Source organism: Microbacter margulisiae, assembly GCF_014192515.1.
GTDB classification, from domain to species: domain Bacteria; phylum Bacteroidota; class Bacteroidia; order Bacteroidales; family Paludibacteraceae; genus Microbacter; species Microbacter margulisiae.
In genome coordinates this window covers 732869-753132 of the sequence record NZ_JACHYB010000001.1, presented here as the reverse complement: position 1 = coordinate 753132, position 20264 = coordinate 732869, and the positions used below count along the sequence as shown (strand labels likewise).

Annotated in this window: 18 protein-coding genes; 14 read left to right on the top strand and 4 right to left on the bottom strand. The window is 37.8% G+C overall.

What is annotated here, in order from left to right; all coding sequences use genetic code 11:
• Window positions 1–29 precede the first annotated feature (29 nt).
• From FHX64_RS03235 to ubiE, 4 genes are all read right to left on the bottom strand, one after another.
• Complete coding sequence (locus FHX64_RS03235) at window positions 30–1046, bottom strand: aldo/keto reductase (RefSeq protein WP_183412405.1); 1017 nt, start codon at window positions 1044–1046, stop codon at window positions 30–32.
• Between the two features lie 224 nt (window positions 1047–1270).
• Window positions 1271–1615, bottom strand: a complete 345-nt coding sequence (locus FHX64_RS03230) for a thioredoxin family protein (protein ID WP_183412404.1) — start codon at window positions 1613–1615, stop codon at window positions 1271–1273.
• Between the two features lie 147 nt (window positions 1616–1762).
• On the bottom strand, window positions 1763–2629 hold the full coding sequence (gene menA, locus FHX64_RS03225) for a 1,4-dihydroxy-2-naphthoate octaprenyltransferase (RefSeq protein ID WP_183412403.1): 867 nt from the start codon (window positions 2627–2629) through the stop codon (window positions 1763–1765).
• Window positions 2630–2689: 60 nt separating this feature from the next.
• Window positions 2690–3406, bottom strand: coding sequence for a bifunctional demethylmenaquinone methyltransferase/2-methoxy-6-polyprenyl-1,4-benzoquinol methylase UbiE (ubiE, locus tag FHX64_RS03220; protein WP_221202131.1), 717 nt, complete (start codon window positions 3404–3406; stop codon window positions 2690–2692).
• A 187-nt stretch (window positions 3407–3593) separates the two neighbouring features.
• Between ubiE and ychF the strand changes: the two genes are divergently transcribed.
• The 14 genes from ychF to FHX64_RS03150 all read left to right on the top strand — a co-directional run bounded on the left by ychF (window position 3594) and on the right by FHX64_RS03150 (window position 20250).
• Window positions 3594–4697, top strand: a complete 1104-nt coding sequence (gene ychF, locus FHX64_RS03215; RefSeq protein ID WP_183412401.1) for a redox-regulated ATPase YchF — start codon at window positions 3594–3596, stop codon at window positions 4695–4697.
• A 234-nt stretch (window positions 4698–4931) separates the two neighbouring features.
• Window positions 4932–5477 carry an rRNA adenine N-6-methyltransferase family protein gene (locus tag FHX64_RS03210; RefSeq protein WP_183412400.1) on the top strand — a complete coding sequence of 182 codons (546 nt, stop codon included), beginning with the start codon at window positions 4932–4934 and terminating at the stop codon, window positions 5475–5477.
• Entirely contained in the window at window positions 5474–6322 is an 849-nt protein-coding gene (locus tag FHX64_RS03205) for a nucleotide-binding protein (protein WP_183412399.1), read from the top strand. The genes FHX64_RS03210 and FHX64_RS03205 overlap by 4 nt, the downstream gene beginning before the upstream one ends.
• 41 nt (window positions 6323–6363) lie before the next feature.
• Window positions 6364–7242, top strand: a complete 879-nt coding sequence (locus tag FHX64_RS03200) for an ATP-binding protein (RefSeq protein WP_183412398.1) — start codon at window positions 6364–6366, stop codon at window positions 7240–7242.
• A gap of 81 nt (window positions 7243–7323) precedes the next feature.
• On the top strand, window positions 7324–7665 hold the full coding sequence (locus tag FHX64_RS03195; protein WP_183412397.1) for a NifB/NifX family molybdenum-iron cluster-binding protein: 342 nt from the start codon (window positions 7324–7326) through the stop codon (window positions 7663–7665).
• A 12-nt stretch (window positions 7666–7677) separates the two neighbouring features.
• A complete protein-coding gene (locus tag FHX64_RS14240; protein ID WP_221202130.1) occupies window positions 7678–8103 on the top strand; it encodes a 4Fe-4S binding protein in 426 nt (141 codons plus the stop codon).
• Between the two features lie 147 nt (window positions 8104–8250).
• Window positions 8251–9915, top strand: coding sequence for a nucleoside kinase (locus FHX64_RS03185; protein WP_183412396.1), 1665 nt, complete (start codon window positions 8251–8253; stop codon window positions 9913–9915).
• Between the two features lie 46 nt (window positions 9916–9961).
• Window positions 9962–11404: an RNA polymerase factor sigma-54 gene (gene rpoN, locus FHX64_RS03180; protein ID WP_183412395.1), complete on the top strand. Its 1443-nt coding sequence runs from the start codon at window positions 9962–9964 to the stop codon at window positions 11402–11404.
• Window positions 11405–11686: 282 nt separating this feature from the next.
• On the top strand, window positions 11687–12229 hold the full coding sequence (locus FHX64_RS03175) for an IS1096 element passenger TnpR family protein (RefSeq protein WP_183412394.1): 543 nt from the start codon (window positions 11687–11689) through the stop codon (window positions 12227–12229).
• Between the two features lie 429 nt (window positions 12230–12658).
• Complete coding sequence (locus FHX64_RS03170; RefSeq protein ID WP_183412393.1) at window positions 12659–14704, top strand: M13 family metallopeptidase; 2046 nt, start codon at window positions 12659–12661, stop codon at window positions 14702–14704.
• Window positions 14705–14826: 122 nt separating this feature from the next.
• Window positions 14827–15807 carry an aminodeoxychorismate synthase component I gene (locus tag FHX64_RS03165; protein ID WP_183412392.1) on the top strand — a complete coding sequence of 327 codons (981 nt, stop codon included), beginning with the start codon at window positions 14827–14829 and terminating at the stop codon, window positions 15805–15807.
• Window positions 15791–16387 (top strand): aminotransferase class IV, encoded by a 597-nt coding sequence (locus FHX64_RS03160; RefSeq protein WP_183412391.1) that lies wholly within the window; start codon window positions 15791–15793, stop codon window positions 16385–16387. Before FHX64_RS03165 ends, FHX64_RS03160 begins: the two co-directional genes overlap by 17 nt.
• Before the next feature lie 333 nt (window positions 16388–16720).
• On the top strand, window positions 16721–19282 hold the full coding sequence (locus tag FHX64_RS03155; protein WP_183412390.1) for an adenosylcobalamin-dependent ribonucleoside-diphosphate reductase: 2562 nt from the start codon (window positions 16721–16723) through the stop codon (window positions 19280–19282).
• A gap of 296 nt (window positions 19283–19578) precedes the next feature.
• Window positions 19579–20250 (top strand): succinate dehydrogenase cytochrome b subunit, encoded by a 672-nt coding sequence (locus tag FHX64_RS03150; RefSeq protein ID WP_183412389.1) that lies wholly within the window; start codon window positions 19579–19581, stop codon window positions 20248–20250.
• Window positions 20251–20264 lie beyond the last annotated feature (14 nt).

The following is a 20264-nucleotide window of genomic DNA, read 5'->3' as shown; positions in this document are numbered from 1 at the left end:
TTATCCAATCAGAAGAGATTTCTCTCAAACTATCGTTTTTGATTACTGCTTTGCCTGTCAATCATCCATTGAGGATATTCTGGCATTAACTTACTGACTTCGTTCAGATCGTCGAGATCCTTTTCCGTGAGTTTAATTGATGCCGCTTTGAGATTGTCTGTTAGTTGGGTTTGGTTTTTTGCTCCAATAATCACCGAAGTAACTACCGGTTGATGTAACAACCAGGCTAAAGCAATTTGAGCTACGCTACTATTTTTTTCGTTTGCAATGCGTTGCATCACGTCAATAATGTCATATGCTTTCTCTTTATTGATTGGTGGAAAATCAAAATTAACGCGTCGTCCTTCTCCGGAGGAATTATTCCGGGTGTATTTGCCGCTTAAAAACCCTCCGGCCAAAGGACTCCATACCATCAGTCCCATATTTTGATCTTTCAATAATGGTACAATTTCGCGCTCAATATCCCGGCCAGCAATGGTATAATATGCCTGAAGCGAAATAAATTTGGATAGCTGTTCCTTTGCTGAAATTCCCAGCGCTTTCATAATTTGCCAGGCTGCCAGGTTGCTACAGCCGATGTATCGCGTTTTTCCGCTTTGTACCAGACTGTCTAATGCAGACAAGGTTTCTTCCATTGGTGTCTCGGGATCGAATCCATGGATCTGATATAAATCGATATAGTCAGTCTGAAGTCGTTCGAGACTTGTTTCCACCTGATGCAGAATGTGTTTTCGGCTTAACCCGCTCTGATTGGGAGCCTCGCTCATAGCCCCTCTTACTTTTGTAGCTATGACCAGTTCTTCGCGTCTTAAACCCAAATGGCGGATAGCCAGTCCAGTCATTTGTTCACTTAAGCCATAACTGTAAACGTTTGCTGTATCAATGAAGTTAATGCCAGCATCAATAGATTCTTTTACAAGTGCTTCCACTTCTTTTTGTGATAATGTGCCGATAGCTGTCCACATGCCCTGGCCACCGAAAGTCATGGTTCCAAGGCAAAGTTCGGATACTTTTAACCCTGTATTTCCTAATGATTTGTATTGCATAGATTTGAATTATTTGTAATGATTAGAACCCAAAGATACATTATCTTATGACTTTTTATTGCATGGAATTTCAAAAAACATAATAAAGAAAGATGATGGATTTACTGTAAAATGCTAATAATATGATATTTAATTGCTTTTTTCAAGAAGGTGATTTAAAACAAAACAAGCAGCCTTACGAAAGATTATACGTAACACTGCCTGATACAATTGATGTTTTGAAACTACGCTTCAAACATCATTTGGTATGGCCGTTCAATTAATGCTGCCAATTCGTTTATGCCAATATTACGGCTCCTTCTGAAAAATTCCCTTCCACCCAAAAAAACCACAATAGTGGGAACCGCAAAAATTCTGTTTTGGCCAGCAATTTCCGGACTTTTTTCCGTATCTGCATATACCATTTTCATTTTCGGAAACTGATCGTGGAGTAGCTGTGCTACTTTAGGTTTTAATACCTTGCAAACATTGCATTGCTCATGCGAAAAATATACCAGTAAGGCATCTTCCTTTTCAACCAATGATTCAAACTCTCCTAGCGTGTAGATTGTTTCGTACGAATGAGTCATTTTTTTCGATTTTTATTTAGACTGCAAAATTAGTTGAAAAATGAGAGTTTAAATTCTGATTTTTGCTTGTTGAAACAGGCAACAGGCAAAGAATTAGCTATCAATTTTTTATAGTTTCATCGTTTATACATACATATATGTAACAGTTCATCCAAATAAGATAACGTCAAGTAGTAAGAAAATAACAAACAATAAATTGGAAAGACCTGTAAAGATCAACATTTTATTGTATTGCTTTCCTGTCGTTTTACGTAATTTGAGAAAAAGAAAAAATCCTACCAGAACAATCAGATAGCTAAGTACGAACGATGATTCAGCCATCCATAGGAATGGAATTGCCAGAAGGTACAATAAAAGGTATTCGTATTCTCCAAATCGTTTTCCAAAACGTACAATCAGACTCTTCTTTCCGGCTTTGCGATCGTTATCAATATCCCGTAAGTTGTTTACTGTTAATATTGCCATTGAGATAGTGCCGTTAATCAATCCAAGCCAGATAGATGTTTCTGAAAATGTATCAGTTAACAAATAGGTTGTTCCGGCAGATGCAATTGGTCCAAAAAACAAGAGAACAAATAAATCAGCAATGCCTAAATAACTGAGTGAATAGGGAGTTGCCGTATATAACCATGCAAAAAAGAGTGCCAGAAGACCAATAATAATAATGGGTAATCCGCCAAGAGCAGCAAGATAGAAGCCAGCAAGAAGTGCAATAATAACATCCACACCAATGGCCAGTTTCATGGCTTTAGGAGTTACCGTACCTTCACTAATGGCACGTCTCGGCCCAAGACGATTTTCCTTGTCAGAACCTTTTTTATAATCGTAGTAATCGTTGATCAGATTTGATGCTATTTGAATGGCAATAGCAGCTATGAATACCACAACGACTGTTGATAATTCAAATGCATGTTCCTGCGCAGCTACTATACTTCCGACAAATACAGGTGCAGCTGCTGCCGAAAGGGTTCCAGGCCGTATAATATGGAACCATTTAATGAATTGCTTGATCATGTTGAAATACTAATCTATTCGTAGTGAGAAACCTAATGCTCGCTATTAAGTTGGCTTTGATTATAGTTTTGTCCCTTTGTAAATGGTTACGATTCCCAGTGTCAAAGGGCGAAACAACGTTTTAGAGAACCCTGCCTGTTGCATCATTTTTTCAAAATTTTTGCCGTATGGGAACTGCTTGACGCTTTCGGGTAGATAAGTATACGCCGTTTTATGTTTGGAAAATATTTTACCAATATGAGGTAACACATAGCAAAAATAGAGATCGAATATATGGCTCAAAACAGGATTGTTAGGACGTGAGAATTCAAGAATAACCAATTCTCCGTCAGGCTTCAGTACCCTGAACATCTCAGCAAGTCCTTTATCTGGATGTTCAAAATTGCGAATGCCAAATCCAATGGTCACTGCATCAAATGAATTGTCCGGGAAAGACAATGCTTCTCCGTTTTCTTGCTGCAGGATAATTTGTTCTGTGAGTTCTAATTCCTGGATTTTTTGTTTTCCAAATTCCAACATTCCTTCGGAAACATCGACTCCAATGACCTGAAATGGATTCCTGTATTTTACAAGAGCAATAGCCAAATCGGCTGTTCCAGTGGCAATATCGAGCATAACAGCTCCTTTTTTCTTGCTGATCAGTTGAATGGCTTTGCGTCGCCACCATATATCGATACCAAATGTGAGAAAATGATTCAAAAAATCGTATCTCCAAGCAATGTCGTCAAACATTTGACGAACTCCCTTTTTATTGACTGTTGTTGAGTCACTATTCATCGCGTACATGATTTGTTGTTATTCCGGCTTTGTTTATCCAGAACGTTTGGGTTGATTCTTCTGCAAAGATACCTATTTTCCTTTTGTTTTAGAAGTTTTGAAAAATGATTTGAAAGCGGTTACGCCTGCTCTCCAAAATAATTTGTACCTTTGTCGTCTATTTTAAGTTTTATTTATCTGAATTATTATGGCTCTTCAATGCGGCATTGTCGGCTTGCCAAATGTGGGAAAATCGACTTTATTTAACTGTTTGTCAAATGCAAAAGCACAATCGGCTAATTTCCCGTTTTGCACGATTGATCCCAATGTAGGCGTAATTTCTGTGCCTGATGAACGATTGATTAAATTGTCTGAAATAGATCATCCACAACGTGTCATTCCGGCTACGGTTGAGATTGTTGACATTGCAGGTTTGGTAAAAGGAGCCAGCAAAGGAGAAGGCCTTGGTAACAAATTTCTGGCCAATATACGTGAAACGGATGCAATTATTCATGTGCTACGCTGCTTTGATGATGATAATGTAGTCCATGTTGATGGTAGTGTCAATCCGGTACGGGATAAAGAGATTATTGATGCTGAATTGCAGCTAAAAGATCTTGAAACAGTCGAGAATCGGCTTAACAAGGTACAAAAACAAGCGCAAACCGGTGGTGATAAAATGGCTAAGAAGCTTGTAGATATACTATTGCAATATAAAGAAGTGCTTGAACAAGGCAAGCCAGCAAGAATTGTTAAACTGAACAACAAAGAGGAAGAGCAATTAGCGGCTGATTTGTTTCTGCTGACTAATAAGCCGGTATTGTATGTTTGTAATGTGGATGAAAATTCGGCTTTGAGTGGCAATCCGTATGTTGGACAAGTGAAAGAGGCAATTAAAGATGAAGGCGCCGATTTACTTTTATTGGCGGCAAAGACAGAGTCCGAGATTGCTGAACTGGAAGAGTATGAAGAACGCCAGCTGTTCTTGCAGGAAATCGGATTGGAGGAATCAGGCGTGGTGCGTTTGATTAAGGCAGCGTATCACTTATTAGATCTTCAAACTTATTTTACTACAGGAGCAGACGAATCCCGAGCGTGGACGTTTCACCGGGGACAAAAAGCGCCACAATGCGCAGGCATTATTCATACTGATTTTGAAAAAGGATTCATTCGTGCAGAAGTCATTAAATATGAAGATTATGTGCGTTTTGGATCTGAAACGGCTTGTCGGGAAGCCGGTAAAATTGCTATTGAAGGAAAGGAATATATTGTACAGGACGGTGATATACTACATTTTCGTTTTAATGTTTAATTCTATTCTTCCTTTCTGATGCTGTAATCAAGCTGTTTTCTTTTATTAGCCAATACATTAAGGTTGCTCAAAGGGCAACCTTTTTTGTTGCGTTTTATTTGTGTATGACCTAGTGTTTCTGTTTTGTTGCAGTGAATAAAGCAGAAATATGATTAAACAGATTTTATTATGAACAATAGTTCATTATATTTGCATCGTCAAATATCACCGAAAATAATTTCATTCTACAACTATATGCACTTATTTCATAACAATGAAAATCAACATGGTAGCATTCAGCACAAAGCAAAAATTGCAGATGCTATCATGGAAAAAATGAATCTCACTCCGGCAGATTCATTGATAGATGTGGGCTCCGGGGATGGTTATTATAGCTCGAAATTTGCGGAACATTGTGAAAAAGTTCTGGCAATAGAACTGTTTTCAGCCAGTTTTGACAGTGCTTTTTATAAAAATCCGAACATTACCACTTTGGATGTTGATGCCTGTAAATGGATTTTGAATGCTGATTTAAGAGCCTTTACGCATATTTTCTTTTCCAATTCATTTCATGATATTCAATGTCAGAATAAAATGCTTTTACTTTTTGCTCAACAGTTGCCTAATGGTGCTCATTTGAATCTCATAGAATTCAAACCCGATACTCCTTTTGGCCCTCCCAGACATATCCGATTTTCGAAGGAAGAGCTGAAATCAACGATTGAGGCATATGGCTTTAAGGAAGATGCTTATATAGACTTGAATACGCACTATTTTGTCTCATTAAAGCTTGTGAAATGAAGGTTGCCATAGCAAGCGGAAAAGGTGGAACAGGAAAAACGTTGTTATCAACCAATCTTGCCAGTTATTGGAGCAAACGTCAACCCGTTGTTCTGGCAGACGTGGATGTGGAAGAACCGAATGATGCATTGTTTCTGCCATTTTCCAGGTTGAACCAAGAAGATAAGTTCAAGTTTATTCCATCCTGGCATGCTGATGCATGTATATTATGCGGTCAATGCCAGGAGATTTGTAACTTTAATGCCATTGTGCAATTAGAGAATGAAATCATGGTGTTTGACGAACTGTGTCATAGTTGTTATGCGTGTTCCGAACTTTGCCCTACTCAGGCATTACCAATGATCCCACATAAAATAGGCGAATTAAAGCATTCACAAGAGGGGAATTTCTCCTTTGTCGAAAGTCGCCTTAGAGTTGGTGAAGAGCAAGCGGTTCCTCTTATTGCCCAAACACACCAGTATGTTGATGCTCATTTCTCACCACAGACAATTATGCTGTACGATTGTCCTCCGGGAACTTCGTGTCCAATGATCGAAGCAACCAAAGAAGCTGATTTTGTAATTTTAATTACCGAACCGACTCCTTTTGGTGAGCATGATGTAAAATTGGCTATGAAGGCCATGCAAAAAACGAGTAAGACTTACGGAGTTGTCATTAACCGTTCGGATGCGGGCGATGATCATTTACGACAATATTGCAAAAGAAATCATATTCCTGTTTTGGCAACTATTCCATTCGACCGGCAGATTGCAATTTTGTATGCGCAAGGGAAGCTTGTTTATGAAGAAATTCCTTCTGTCAGAGCTGCATTAGACCAAATCATTGAATTCATACAACGTTTATGACATATGGCTGAATGCCTGTCATTGATCAATATTATTTGCAAATGAAAGAAATCGTTGTTATTTCGGGGAAAGGAGGAACCGGCAAAACGTCAATTACGGCTTCTTTTGCCATGCTTGCCGGGAATGACGCTATCGTTGCCGATTGTGATGTAGATGCGGCTGATATGCATATGTTGCTGTCTCCTGAGATCAAACATAAAGAACCGTTTTATAGTGGACAATTGGCTGTCATTGATGCAGACTCCTGTATTCAGTGCGGGAAGTGTGCGGATATTTGCCGTTTCAATGCTATTCCCTATCAGGAGGGAATCTATAAGATTAATGCCATTGCATGCGAAGGATGTGGTTATTGCGCGAGAATCTGTCCAACAAGTGCGATTCATATGGAAGAACGAAAAGCTGGGCGATGGTTTATATCAAATACCAAAGCAAACAATACGATGATTCATGCCGATCTGGATATTGGAGCTGAAAACTCAGGAAAATTAGTGGCAAAAGTTAAGAATGAAGCCAAAAAGATAGCATTTAAGCAGAATGCACCCTATGTTATTGTAGATGGTTCTCCCGGGATTGGATGTCCTGTGCAATCTTCACTAACTGGAGCCAGTTATGTTGTTCTGGTTACCGAGCCTACTGTTTCAGGATTACACGATCTGGAACGCGTAGTGGAAGTTGTAAAGCGATTTAAGCTGAAATCAGGATGCATTATTAATAAGTCTGACTTAAATCATGCTATATATCAACAAATTATTGACTTTTTAGTACACAAAGATATACAACTTCTGACAAGTATTCCTTTTGATCCCATTTTTACAAATATGATGATTAAAGGAAAAACTGTGGTTGAAAATGGAGATTATGCTGTTGCAGAAAAAATTGAAGAAGCGTGGAATAAAATAAAGATATTCAATCAGATATAAACACTAAAATAAGCATAATGGGGCGGTATTTTTCAAGAATAACATAGCCCAATACCTTCTGAAAACAAATAAATATATCATATGAAAATTGCTTTTACAACTAAAGGAACAACATGGGAAGCGGTAATGGATGCCCGCTTTGGTCGGACAGAATTTATTGTGCTTTACGATGAACAGACAAACCAGCTAACGTATTTTGACAACAAAGTAGCCGAAAGTGAGGCTCACGGAGCTGGGGCAGCTACTGCAAAACAGCTTTTTGAACTCAGACCTGACGTTTTAATTACAGGAAACGGACCGGGCGGAAACGCTTCAGTCATTTTACAAAAATTACCTATGCAGATTTTTACAGGGGCTGGTGAAATGACTATGAAACAAGCTTTTGAAGCTTACAAGAATGGAGAACTAGCTTTGTTCAATTAAATCTTTATACATATGAAAGATTTTAATTATTGTAGCGAAGATATGCATGGTAACCGTCATAATCATCATGGAGAAGCAGATATCTATTGTGTTTGCCCGGTTTGTGGATATAGCGAACCTCATGTTCATGGCGTTCCTTGTATAACATTGAAGTGTCCCACCTGTCATGTAGCTTTAATGCGTGAAGATAAAGATGTGTCATTTAATCACGATGCACCAAATTATGCATTAATTCATTCTGAGCCATCAACGCCGAATATTTCACCGAAACCGTTTCCAAAAATACAACCTGAAAAGTGTACCGGATGTGGTACGTGTGTGAGTATTTGTCCTACGGATGCTATCAGGCTAATGCAAGGAAAAGCTTTTATCGAAGAAGCCTTGTGCCGTAATTGCAGAAAATGCGTACGAATGTGTCCTGAGAATGCCATTGTCTAATCTGAATCCAAGTAAAGAGAAAGGACGGATTGTTTGAAAAAAATCCGTCCTTTTTTTGTTTTCTACCCTTTTTGCTCTATTTTAGTAGTTCAAATAAATAACGGCCAGTTTCATTATTATTCGTTTCTTCCATGTAAAAGATATATTATGGATCAACCAATTACCATTTATTGCAAAAATACAAATTCCTATCATCAGGTTACTCCGGGCATTTCGCTGATGGAAATATTCCATTTACTGAAAGTAAACATGCCGTTTCAAGTAGTAGCTGCAAAAGTTAACAATAAAGTTCAAAGCCTTGATTTTGTTGTATATAAGCCTAAAGATATAGAATTTATAGATGTCAGTACTCCATCCGGAATGCGTGTTTATGTGCGGACTTTATCAATGGTGATGGCAAAGGCAGTCAATGATGTTTATGGTAATGCTACTCTTCATATAGAGCATCCCTTGGCTAAAGGCTACTTTGGTTGCATTTCCGTCAATGGTAAGTGTGTTGCAGTTGATTTGAATGTCATTAAAGACAGAATGAAAGAGATTATCTCACAAAATCTGCCGGTTATTTGCGAAGAGAAGCAGACAACAGAAGTCATTGAATTATTTCGTCAACGAGGGCAAATGGATAAGGTTGTGTTGTTGGAAACACTTGGATTTTTATATTCGCGATATTTCCGGATAGGTGATTTTGTAGATTATTATAGCAGTGTTTTATTACCAACTACAGGCGAGTTGACACTTTTTGACCTTGAAAAATATGAAGAAGGATTTTTATTACGTATTCCTAACCGTACGAACCCGTTAGTTTTGGAGGAATATGTGGATCAACCTGCTATGTTTCATGTATTCAAAGAATTTATATCGTGGAATAATTTAATGGGAATGCGTAATGTTGGTGATTTTAATCTGGCGTGTAAACAAAATAAGAGCTACACTTTAATTAATATCGCTGAAGCATTACATGAAAAGAAAGTGGCTAATATTGCTGATATGATTGTACACCGGAAGGAATCAGCCAAATTTGTGCTTATTTCCGGGCCTTCCTCGTCAGGTAAAACTACCTTTAGCAAACGATTATCAGTGCAACTGTTGGTAGCAGGTATAAAGCCTTTGGTCATTTCCCTTGATAATTATTTTGTTACGCGTGATAAGACACCTCGGGATGAAAATGGAGAACTCGATTATGAATCCATTGATGCTTTAGATGTTGACCTCCTTAATCAACATTTAACCAGTTTGTTGCAAGGAGAAGAAATTGAATTACCCACGTATAATTTTGAAGATGGGAAACGGTATTTCAAAGGTGAAAAAATGAAATTAAAATCTGATAATGTGCTTGTTATGGAAGGAATTCATGCTTTAAATCCGGCTTTAACTCCTGCCATACCTGATGCCAATAAATTTAAAATCTACGTTTCGGCCTTGACAACCATTTCGTTGGATAATCATAACTGGATATCTACGACCGATACCCGCCTGATTCGTCGTATAGTAAGAGATTTTCGTTATAGAAATTATAGTGCCCGCGAAACAATTGCGCGGTGGGATAGTGTAAGAAATGGAGAAGATAAATGGATATTTCCATTTCAGGAAAATGCCGATGTCATGTTTAATTCTGCCTTAATTTTTGAATTGGCTGTATTAAAAAAATATGTTGAACCTCTTTTGGCTGAAGTACCACAAAATTGCAGCGAATTCACAGAGGCGCACCGACTGGCAAAGTTTTTACGTTTTTTCTTGCCAATTCGCGATCGTGAAATACCACCAACGTCATTGTTAAGGGAGTTTGTTGGCGGAAGTAGTTTTCGATACTAATGATCATAGGCAAATTTGTTTTTAAATAGAATCATCTATAATTGCTATGCTTAAACAACAATTGAGTCAGAAACAGCAGCTTAAAATGTTGCCTCAACAATTGATGTTAGTAAAGTTGCTTGAGGTGACTACGGCTGAATTAGATGAACGGATTACACAGGAATTAGAAAGCAATCCGGCTTTGGAAGAAGTGCCTCCTGAAGAAGGCGGGCAAGATGATCAGGGAACGGATATGCCAGACAATTCACAAGACGAAGCGTTTGATTTGGAAGATTATGCAGCAGATGACGATATTCCAGATTATAAATTAAAAATTAACAACTACTCTAAGGATGATCGTCGGGAAGATATCCCGTTTTCGGCAGATATGACATTTTTTGAGTATTTGCAAAATCAGGTTGGATTGCGCTCATTATCGCAAAAAATGACTGACCTGGTACTATATGTCATTGGAAATATTGATGAAGATGGCTATTTGCGACGGACTACTGAAGAAATGTGTGATGATTTGCTTTTTCAAAATGGACAGCAGGTTTCAACAAAAGAATTAGAAGAGGCTATTGATATTATCCACACTTTAGATCCAGCTGGTGTTGGTGCGCGCTCATTACAGGAAAATTTATTAATTCAACTGGAGCGAAAAGAAGAATCACAGTCCGTGCAACTAGCTCAAAACATTGTTGGAAATCATTTTGATGATTTAACCCACAAAAATTATGATCATATTTTGTCCGATTTAAATGTTGATCAGCATATATTAAGAGAAGCTTTTCAGGAAATTCTCAGACTCAATCCCAAGCCAGGCGGGGCATGGAGCACATTGCTTGACAAGAATAAAGAGGTTGTGATTCCGGATTTCATTGTTGAAAATGATAATGGACATTTAATCGTCTCATTAAATGATAGAAATCATCATGCGTTGCGGGTAAGTCCTGATTTTGAATATATGCATAAACAATTGGCATCTAAAAAAGATCATTCCAGAAAAAGCAAAGACGCTATTTTTTATGTGAAACAACAAATAGATTCAGCAGAATCGTTTATTGATTCGTTGCATCGCCGTAATGATACTTTACTGTCAACGATGAAAGCAATAGTTGAACTGCAAAAGCCGTTTTTTATGGAGGGTGATGAATCGCTGTTACGCCCATTAATTTTGAAAGATATTGCAGAAGTAACCGGACTTGATGTGTCTACCATTTCTCGAGTCAGCAATAGCAAGTATGTGCAGACGGAGTTTGGCATTTATCCGTTGAAGTTTTTCTTTTTTCAAATGGTGCAAACTGATTCTGGAGAAGAATTATCGACACACGCCATTAAGATGGCTCTACAGAATGCTATTGATAATGAAGATAAAAAAAATCCGTTGACTGACGACCAATTAGCTGTTTTATTAGCGGAACAGGGATTTGATATTGCACGCCGTACTGTTGCAAAGTATCGGGCCCAAATGAACATACCTGTTTCACAAATGCGAAGAGAGTTGTAATTGAAATTATATTCGAGCAAAAGGCATATCTAAAATTATTTTTCAGTAGCATATTAGGCTAATATCAAATCAACATTCTGTTATATAGTATTTTATTTAAGCGTTAATCATAAAAGTCAGAGTGATTATTTTGAAAAATATGATGGTATATTTGTGTTTATTATTGTTGACTCCGAAAAAGGAAGTGCATTTATTTTGAAATAGGGAAGGCTGAACCCTATGGTAGAACATTGAGGAAAATGGAAAAATACGTATCTTTGGCGCCTAAATTTATTACCTGCTATGTTGTACAAATTTCTTATTTTATCAGACGAAGTGGACAATTTTGTTCGTGAAATTACGATTGACTCCAGTGCCACCTTTTTAGCTCTGCATGAGGCCATTCTGGATTCCGTGCATTTTGAAAAAGACCAGATTACTTCGTTTTTTTTATGTAATGACGACTGGGAGAAACAACAGGAAATCACTCTTATTGAAATGGAAACGGATTCGGAAACTGATAATTTGGTTATGGAAAACACCGTTTTGGAAGATTACGTGACAGAAGAGAAACAAAAAATGATCTATGTATTCGATATGCTTTCAGAGCGTTGTTTCTATATGACTTTGAAGGAGATGATTCCACGCCAATATAGTGATGAAGTTGTATGTTCGCTTTCAGAAGGCAACCCTCCAAAACAAATTGAAACAGTAGAAATAGAATCTCCAAAGAAATCAAGTCCAGAAATAGATGAACAATTTTACGGCGACGAAGATTACGACATGGATGAGCTCGATGAAGAGGGATTTGGTGATATAGATTTTCAGGAAGACTCGTCAATTTAACTCCTATTTTATGTCTTCTGCCATCAGATAATTATTAAAGATAAAGGCTGTTTCATTACGACGCAGCCTTTTAAAATTTAAAACGATAGATGGCCGGTTTATTGTTTGGGAGTGCTGTCTCAGGTTGATTAATGAATGGAATGCGTTTGTCGTATAAATCGTTATCAAATAGATATTTGAGGGTTAAAATTCTCCAAAAATGAATTTAGACGTAATTAACCGGTATAGTGGCGCTTGTAAAAAACATAGATATTGGATATTATTTCATAAAAGAATTTCATTGTATCCGTTTTTTTCTTTTATCTTTGCACCCATATCATTAAGTTTAGAGAGTTTTACTTTCATTTAAACGAGCATGTTCGCTAAATAGTAACCGAAATAACGATTTACATGCAAACGTTGTTTCACACTAAATCAAAACCTTTTCGCATGAAAAAAATCATGATTTTTATGGGTATTGCTATGGGGCTTTTGGCAGGCTGTAAGCCAGCTCCCAAAGCAGTTTTGACGTCGGGGATTGACTTGGCTAATCTGGATACTACAGCCAGTCCCGTGAACGATTTTTATCAATATGCATGCGGCGGCTGGATTAAAAGACATCCGCTTTCTCCAGAGTATGCTCGTTTTGGTACTTTTGACCAGTTAGCTGAAGATAATCAGGCACGATTAAAAGATCTGGTGACTGAATTGGCAAATAAACAAAACGCGCCGGGTTCTATACCTGATAAAATTGCAACACTCTACAAATTGGGTATGGATAGTGTGAAATTACAACAACAAGGTACAGCTCCATTAAAACCTTGGCTGGAAGAGATTGCCCAATTGAACACCAAGCCAGAATTACAAAAAGAACTGGTTACTTTGCAGAAATATGGCATAATGCCTTTCTTCTCATTGGATGCCGAGGCTGATAATTCCAATAGCAAAATGACTATTGCTTTTTTAAATCAGGATGGACTGGGCATTGGCGACCGTGATTATTATCTGCAGAATGATCCCCATATGAAGGACATTCGTACAAAATATGTTGATTTGATGACCCGTTTGTTTGCTCTTTCGGGATATGCTGACATGGTACATCAACCTGCTGCGAAACTGGCTTCAGAAGTCATGAATCTTGAAACCCAACTGGCCAAGATATCATGGGATCGTGTTACCCTGCGTGATCCGCATAAGAATTTCAATAAAATGGATATCAAACAATTGGTGGCTTTAGCTCCTGATTTTGGTTTTCAAAATTATTTTCAAGAAGTTGGCGTACCTCAGGTTAAAGAGCTCAACGTTGGGCAACCGACTTTCTTCAAAGCCGCTGATGGAATTTTCAAAAATTCATCCCCTGATGTTGTGAAAGCATACTTTGCATGGAATCTTATCAACAGTGCATCTCCTTATTTAAGCGATGCTTTTGCAAATGCAAGCTTTGATTTTTACGGCAAAGCACTTTCTGGTCGTCAGGAAATGCGTCCAAGATGGAAGCGTGTTATCTCTTCCGTTGATGGAGCAATGGGTGAAGCTTTAGGAGAAATGTATGTAGCAAAATATTTTCCACCTGCTGCAAAAGAACGAATGGTTCAGTTGGTTAAAAATTTACAAAATGCATTTGCAGAACGTATCCGCGAAGCAGCATGGATGTCTCAGGCTACCAAAGATACGGCTATTGCAAAATTATATGCTATTCATATCAAAATCGGATATCCTGACAAATGGCGGGATTATTCTGGATTACAAATCTTGAACGACAGTTATTTTGCTGATGTCATGCGGTCTCGTCAATTCGAAATGAATTACATTATCAACAAAATTGACAAACCAACTGACGTAAACGAATGGCAAATGACTCCGCAAACTGTCAATGCATATTACAATCCGACAACAAACGAGATTTGTTTCCCTGCTGCAATTCTGCAACCTCCATTTTTTCAACAAAATGCTGATGATGCTGCGAATTATGGAGCTATCGGTGTTGTAATCGGACATGAAATGACTCACGGGTTTGATGATCAAGGTCGTCAATATGATAAATTTGGTAATTTGAAAAACTGGTGGACGCCTCAGGATGCTAAGAATTTTGTCTCCAGAGCTGATGTACTTTCAAAATGGTTCAGTAGCATTCAGGTTGCTCCGAATACCTATGGAAACGGAGCATTTACTTTGGGCGAAAATCTTGCTGATAATGGTGGTTTACACATTTCATTCCTGGCAATGGAAAATGCACTGAAAGCAGGAAAAATCAACCCAAATAAAATGGATGGCTTTACTCCACAACAACGTTTCTTCCTGGCTTATGCCACCGTATGGGCCGGCAATATTCGTCCGGAAGAGATTATCCGCAGAACAAAAGAAGATCCTCATTCTTTGGGTAAATGGCGTGTAGACGGAGCCCTGCCAAATATTGAAGCATTCATTAAAGCATTCAATATAAAAGCGGGAGATAGAATGTATTTGCCTGAAGATAAGCAAGCTCACATCTGGTAAAAACCAGTTGAACAAATAAGTATAAATTACAACCCCTCTGATTTATTTTGGAGGGGTTTGCTTTTTAGGTTGACAGAAAAAACGGTATATTTGTAAGAGTTCACACAAAGTTTGATCAATACATGGAACAAATTGATACTGCCAGAGAAAGGATGAACCACTTCGGAAGATCCGGGACTCCTTTCTTTTTTATGATCGACTTTTTGCAGCAACATCCAGTGGTATTATCATTCGAAGAAATATACACAGAGGAAATTTTATTTCAAACTCCTATTGCTAATTTTTTGTCTGATAATGATCAAAACGATGAACTACCAATACAACATATCGATATCTTTCCACGGCCTTTGGATGAATATCGGCAACAGTTTGACAGAGTGATCAGTGAAATAAAAAAAGGGAATAGCTTCCTGATGAACCTGACTGATCAAACTCCCATAAAGTTGAATACTGACCTGCGAACTGTTTTCCACCATGCAAAGGCAAAATACAAACTCTGGTATCGTGATCAGTTTGTTTGCTTTTCTCCAGAAACGTTTGTGACCATTTCTGAAGGAACGATACGCACATACCCCATGAAAGGCACTATTAACGCTTCGACACCTGCTGCCAAAGAGCAATTGCTGAATAGCATTAAAGAAAAGGCTGAACATTACACAATTGTTGATTTGTTGCGGAACGATCTTAGTATGGTGGCCGAAAGGGTAGCAGTAACAAAGCTGCGATATATAGAGGAGATAGCGATGAACTGGGGGACCTTGTTACAAGCCAGCACTGAAATTGAAGGAACCTTACCTTTTGATTATCAATCCAGATTAGGGAATATTATTTTTACGATGTTACCTGCAGGGTCAGTGACAGGCGCTCCCAAAAAGAAAACGGTTCAAATTCTTTGTGATACAGAACAATATGCACGAGGGTATTATACGGGCGTTTTTGGCGTTTTTGACGGGTATTCACTCGATAGCGCTGTCATGATACGATTTATTGAAAAAACGGCGACCGGATACGTCTATAAAAGCGGAGGAGGCATTACAGCCTTAAGTAACTGTCTTGACGAATATAATGAATTAGTAGAAAAAATATATGTACCGATTTATTGAAACCCTCAGAATTGAACACCGTCAGCTAATTAGACCGGAATGGCACGAAAGACGTCTGAATGACACTCGGTATCACTTTTTTGATAAGGTGCAAGATATTGATTTGTCCCGAGCAATTCAGATACCGCAAACATTGACAGAAGCAACTTATAAATGCCGTGTTGTATATTCATCCGATATTGAAGCTGTAACTTTCGAACCTTATCATGCAAGAGATATCCGTTCATTGCAAGTAGTGTATGATGATAAAATTGATTACGCATTTAAGTATTACGACCGTTCGGCCTTCAACGACTATTTGAACCATTCATCCTCTGATGACATCTTGATTGTAAAACAAGGATGTGTGACAGATACTTCTTTTTCAAATATTGTTTTTTATGACGGAAAAGATTGGATTACACCATCCTATTATTTATTAAACGGGATACAGCGGCAATATTTGTTACAGCAAGGAATTATCATCGAAAGAAAAATAAAGCTTGGAGATCTGAGTTCTTTTTATTGTGCGAAACTGATTAATGCCATGCTCCCTTTTGAATCTTCGCGAGCTATTGATGTGGCTTTGATTTATTCGTAACCACTTAATGTCCGAAAATATGTTTTGCACGGCATTTCCGTATTGGCATAAAAAGAATAAGTTGTTTTGTAATGATTGTCGATAAAAAGCGCTAGACTAGTGTTTTTTTTTATGAATCGAATTAATCGTATGGTTTCTATAATCGAAAACAAATTGATTAATTCGGTTTTCTATTATTCTTATTATCAATATAATATATAATGGAATAAATAATTCAGAAAAAAAATATTTCGATTGTGTTCTATTTTTCGGAAAACTATTGTAACATTGTAGCCTAAAAAATAAAATAATTCAAGCGACATAAGATAGCCTATAACATCAACTTTCTAGAATATGGACACAAAAATTTACACCTTTGACGAAGCCTTTCAAGCATCATTGGCTTATTTTCAGGGAGACGAACTTGCGGCCCGAGTTTGGATCAATAAGTATGCATTGAAAGATTCATTTGGAAATATCTTCGAGAGCACCCCCGAGGATATGCATCATCGGATTGCATCTGAAATTGCACGCATTGAACAAAACTATCCAAATGCTCTTACCGAAAATCAGATCTTCGAGTTATTACGCAATTTTCGTTACATTATTCCCCAGGGAAGCCCAATGACTGGTATTGGTAACACATATCAGGTTGCTTCGTTGTCAAACTGTTTTGTTATTGGTATTGATGGACAATCTGATTCATACGGCGCTATTATAAAACTGGATGAAGAACAGGTGCAATTAATGAAACGTCGTGGTGGAGTAGGGCATGATCTGTCGCAGATTAGACCGAAAGGCTCACCTGTCAAAAATTCGGCATTAACATCCACAGGAATTGTTCCTTTTATGGAACGTTATTCCAATTCGACCCGTGAAGTGGCACAAGATGGTAGGCGAGGTGCATTAATGTTAAGTGTTTCGATTAAGCATCCTGATTCTCAAGATTTCATTGATGCTAAATTAGAACAGGGTAAAGTTACAGGTGCCAATGTCTCGGTTAAGATAGACGATGAATTTATGCAGGCAGCTATTGAACACAAGAGCTACAAACAACAGTTTCCAATTCAATCAGATCAGCCTCAATACGTAAAAGAAATCGATGCAGAATTCTTATGGAAAAAAATCATCCACAATGCATGGCAATCGGCTGAACCGGGGGTATTGTTTTGGGATACCATTATCCGTGAATCTATTCCAGATTGTTATGCTGATTTAGGTTTCAAAACCGTCTCAACAAATCCATGTGGGGAAATTCCACTTTGCCCATATGATAGTTGCAGATTGTTAGCTGTTAATCTCTATTCATACGTTGTGAATCCTTTTACTAAAGATGCTTATTTTGATTTTGATCTTTTTGCCCAGCATGTAATGTATGCTCAACGAATTATGGATGACATTATTGATTTGGAGATGGAAAAAATCAATCAGATTCTACATAAGATTGATTCCGATCCTGAAAATGAAGCTATTAAGCTGGCAGAACGTCATTTATGGGAAAAGATCAGAGATAAAACCTTGTTAGGTCGCAGAACAGGGGTAGGAACTACAGCAGAAGGTGATATGCTGGCCGCATTGGGATTGATTTATGGCACAGATGCTGCAAATGAATTTTCCGAAAAAGTACATAAAGTAACCGCTTTGTCTGCTTATCGTTCTTCTGTAAAGCTTGCACAAGAACGAGGTGCTTTTGAAATATATAATGCCAAACGAGAAAAAGATAATCCGTTTATCATCCGAATTAAAGATGCTGATCCTGACCTATATGCTCAGATGGTAAAATTTGGGCGTCGAAATATTGCTTGCTTAACGATTGCTCCAACAGGTACAACTAGCATGATGTCGCAAACTACGTCGGGTATTGAACCTGCATTTTCATGTGTTTACAGTCGTCGTAGAAAAGTAAATCCGAATGATGCCGATGTACATGTTGATTTTATTGATGAAGTTGGAGACGCATGGGAAGAATACATTGTGTTTCACCATAAATTCGTCACTTGGATGGAAGCCAATGGCTATAATCCTGCCAAGCACTATTCTAAAGCAGAGTTGGATGAAATGATTAGTAAATCACCATATTATAAGGCAACTTCAGCGGATGTTGATTGGTTGAAGAAAGTTCAAATGCAGGGACGAATTCAGAAATGGGTTGACCATTCCATTAGCGTTACCATTAATTTGCCAGCGGATGTGTCGGAAGAACTAGTTGGGCAACTATATGTAGAAGCTTGGAAATCAGGATGTAAAGGATGCACGGTTTATCGCGAAGGTTCTCGGTCAGGCGTCTTGGTCACAGCAAGTCAGGAAAAAATTGAAGAAGCACAAAGTGAGAAAGACGAAAAAGATCAATCCTGCTTCTGTTATAATAACGTCATTGAGCGACCGAAAGAATTACCATGCGATGTGGTTCGTTTTCAAAATAACAAAGAAAAATGGATTGCTTTTGTAGGATTGGTTAACGGACGACCTTATGAAATCTTTACCGGATTAGCCGATGATGACGACGGAATTGTATTGCCGAAACAAATAGTGGAAGGTAAAATTATCAAAAACAAAAATGAGGACGGACGCAGCCGGTATGATTTTCAGTTTACTAACAAACGCGGATACAAAACTACCATTGAAGGGCTTTCATATAAATTTGATCCTGAATATTGGAATTATGCTAAACTTATTTCTGGAGTATTGCGTTATGGAATGCCTATAGATCAAGTACTTAAACTCGTTTCTGGATTACAGTTGAATAGCGAATCTATTAATACATGGAAAAATGGGGTAGAGCGTGCTTTGAAAAAATATATTCCAGACGGTATGACTGCTGAAGGAAAAAAATGCCCAAGTTGTGGCCAGGAAACCTTAATATATCAGGAAGGTTGTTTAACTTGCCAATCTTGTGGGTATTCACGCTGCGGATAAACCTTTCAAATCTGTTTTCTTTATGATAAAGGTTGTTTCATGATAGGTGGAACGACCTTTTTTATATTGAATATTAGACTATTAAATTATATTCCATCGAACGAAAGAAAAAATTGCAGAAATATTTCTTTATTTCTTTGCCATACAAAGGGATTTTCCTAATTTTGCCACGTGTTTATTTCTAATCAAAAAAACGTCAACACGCAAAATATCAGCGTTTTAAATATACACGTTGTCATTCAGTTGTTCTTTTAATTTTAATTCCTCATATCAATAAACATCAATTTAAATCTGTTATGAAGTTATTTGTCATTAACTCATCCATCGGAAGAAAGCTCATAATGAGTATATCCGGGTTGTTTTTGTTTCTTTTCCTAACGCTTCACTGCTTCCTGAACATGTTTTTATTAGGAGGTCCGTCTGCTTATACAGCTGTGAACGATATTATGGAACTTCCTATTGTTACCGTCATGGTACCTATTTTAGCAGCTGGATTCGTTATCCACATTTTGTATGCCTTATGGTTATCATGGCAGAACTATCGCGCAAGAGGCGAAGTTAGATATGCATCAGGAAAAAAGAGTGAAACAACTTCATGGGCAGCTCGCAATATGCTTATTTTGGGAGTTATCGTATTATTGTTTATTTTGCTGCATTTAACCCAGTTTTGGGCAAAGATGCAGTTACAGGCATTTCTGGGTGGGGCTAATCAGGTGCATGCTGATGAATCGTATGCCTTGGTAGCTACATTATTCCGTCAACCGATTTTTAGTATTCTCTATATAATATGGTATTGGGTTCTGTGGTTTCATTTGACTCATGGCTTCTGGAGTTCATTCCAAACCTTGGGTATTGACAACAAAAAATGGCAACCTCGCTTGCAAGTTATTGGGATTATTTATGCTACTATCCTGACTCTTTGCTTTACATCAATAAATCTTTATTTCTTATTTGGATTTGGAGCGTAATTTACTGTTTTATA

Coding starts and splice junctions, on each gene's coding strand:
- FHX64_RS03235 (WP_183412405.1), bottom strand. CDS start 1,046: ATGCAATACAAATCATTAGGAAATACAGGGTTAAAAGTATCCGAACTT.
- FHX64_RS03230 (WP_183412404.1), bottom strand. CDS start 1,615: ATGACTCATTCGTACGAAACAATCTACACGCTAGGAGAGTTTGAATCA.
- menA (WP_183412403.1), bottom strand. CDS start 2,629: ATGATCAAGCAATTCATTAAATGGTTCCATATTATACGGCCTGGAACC.
- ubiE (WP_221202131.1), bottom strand. CDS start 3,406: ATGAATAGTGACTCAACAACAGTCAATAAAAAGGGAGTTCGTCAAATG.
- ychF (WP_183412401.1), top strand. CDS start 3,594: ATGGCTCTTCAATGCGGCATTGTCGGCTTGCCAAATGTGGGAAAATCG.
- FHX64_RS03210 (WP_183412400.1), top strand. CDS start 4,932: ATGCACTTATTTCATAACAATGAAAATCAACATGGTAGCATTCAGCAC.
- FHX64_RS03205 (WP_183412399.1), top strand. CDS start 5,474: ATGAAGGTTGCCATAGCAAGCGGAAAAGGTGGAACAGGAAAAACGTTG.
- FHX64_RS03200 (WP_183412398.1), top strand. CDS start 6,364: ATGAAAGAAATCGTTGTTATTTCGGGGAAAGGAGGAACCGGCAAAACG.
- FHX64_RS03195 (WP_183412397.1), top strand. CDS start 7,324: ATGAAAATTGCTTTTACAACTAAAGGAACAACATGGGAAGCGGTAATG.
- FHX64_RS14240 (WP_221202130.1), top strand. CDS start 7,678: ATGAAAGATTTTAATTATTGTAGCGAAGATATGCATGGTAACCGTCAT.
- FHX64_RS03185 (WP_183412396.1), top strand. CDS start 8,251: ATGGATCAACCAATTACCATTTATTGCAAAAATACAAATTCCTATCAT.
- rpoN (WP_183412395.1), top strand. CDS start 9,962: ATGCTTAAACAACAATTGAGTCAGAAACAGCAGCTTAAAATGTTGCCT.
- FHX64_RS03175 (WP_183412394.1), top strand. CDS start 11,687: ATGTTGTACAAATTTCTTATTTTATCAGACGAAGTGGACAATTTTGTT.
- FHX64_RS03170 (WP_183412393.1), top strand. CDS start 12,659: ATGAAAAAAATCATGATTTTTATGGGTATTGCTATGGGGCTTTTGGCA.
- FHX64_RS03165 (WP_183412392.1), top strand. CDS start 14,827: ATGGAACAAATTGATACTGCCAGAGAAAGGATGAACCACTTCGGAAGA.
- FHX64_RS03160 (WP_183412391.1), top strand. CDS start 15,791: ATGTACCGATTTATTGAAACCCTCAGAATTGAACACCGTCAGCTAATT.
- FHX64_RS03155 (WP_183412390.1), top strand. CDS start 16,721: ATGGACACAAAAATTTACACCTTTGACGAAGCCTTTCAAGCATCATTG.
- FHX64_RS03150 (WP_183412389.1), top strand. CDS start 19,579: ATGAAGTTATTTGTCATTAACTCATCCATCGGAAGAAAGCTCATAATG.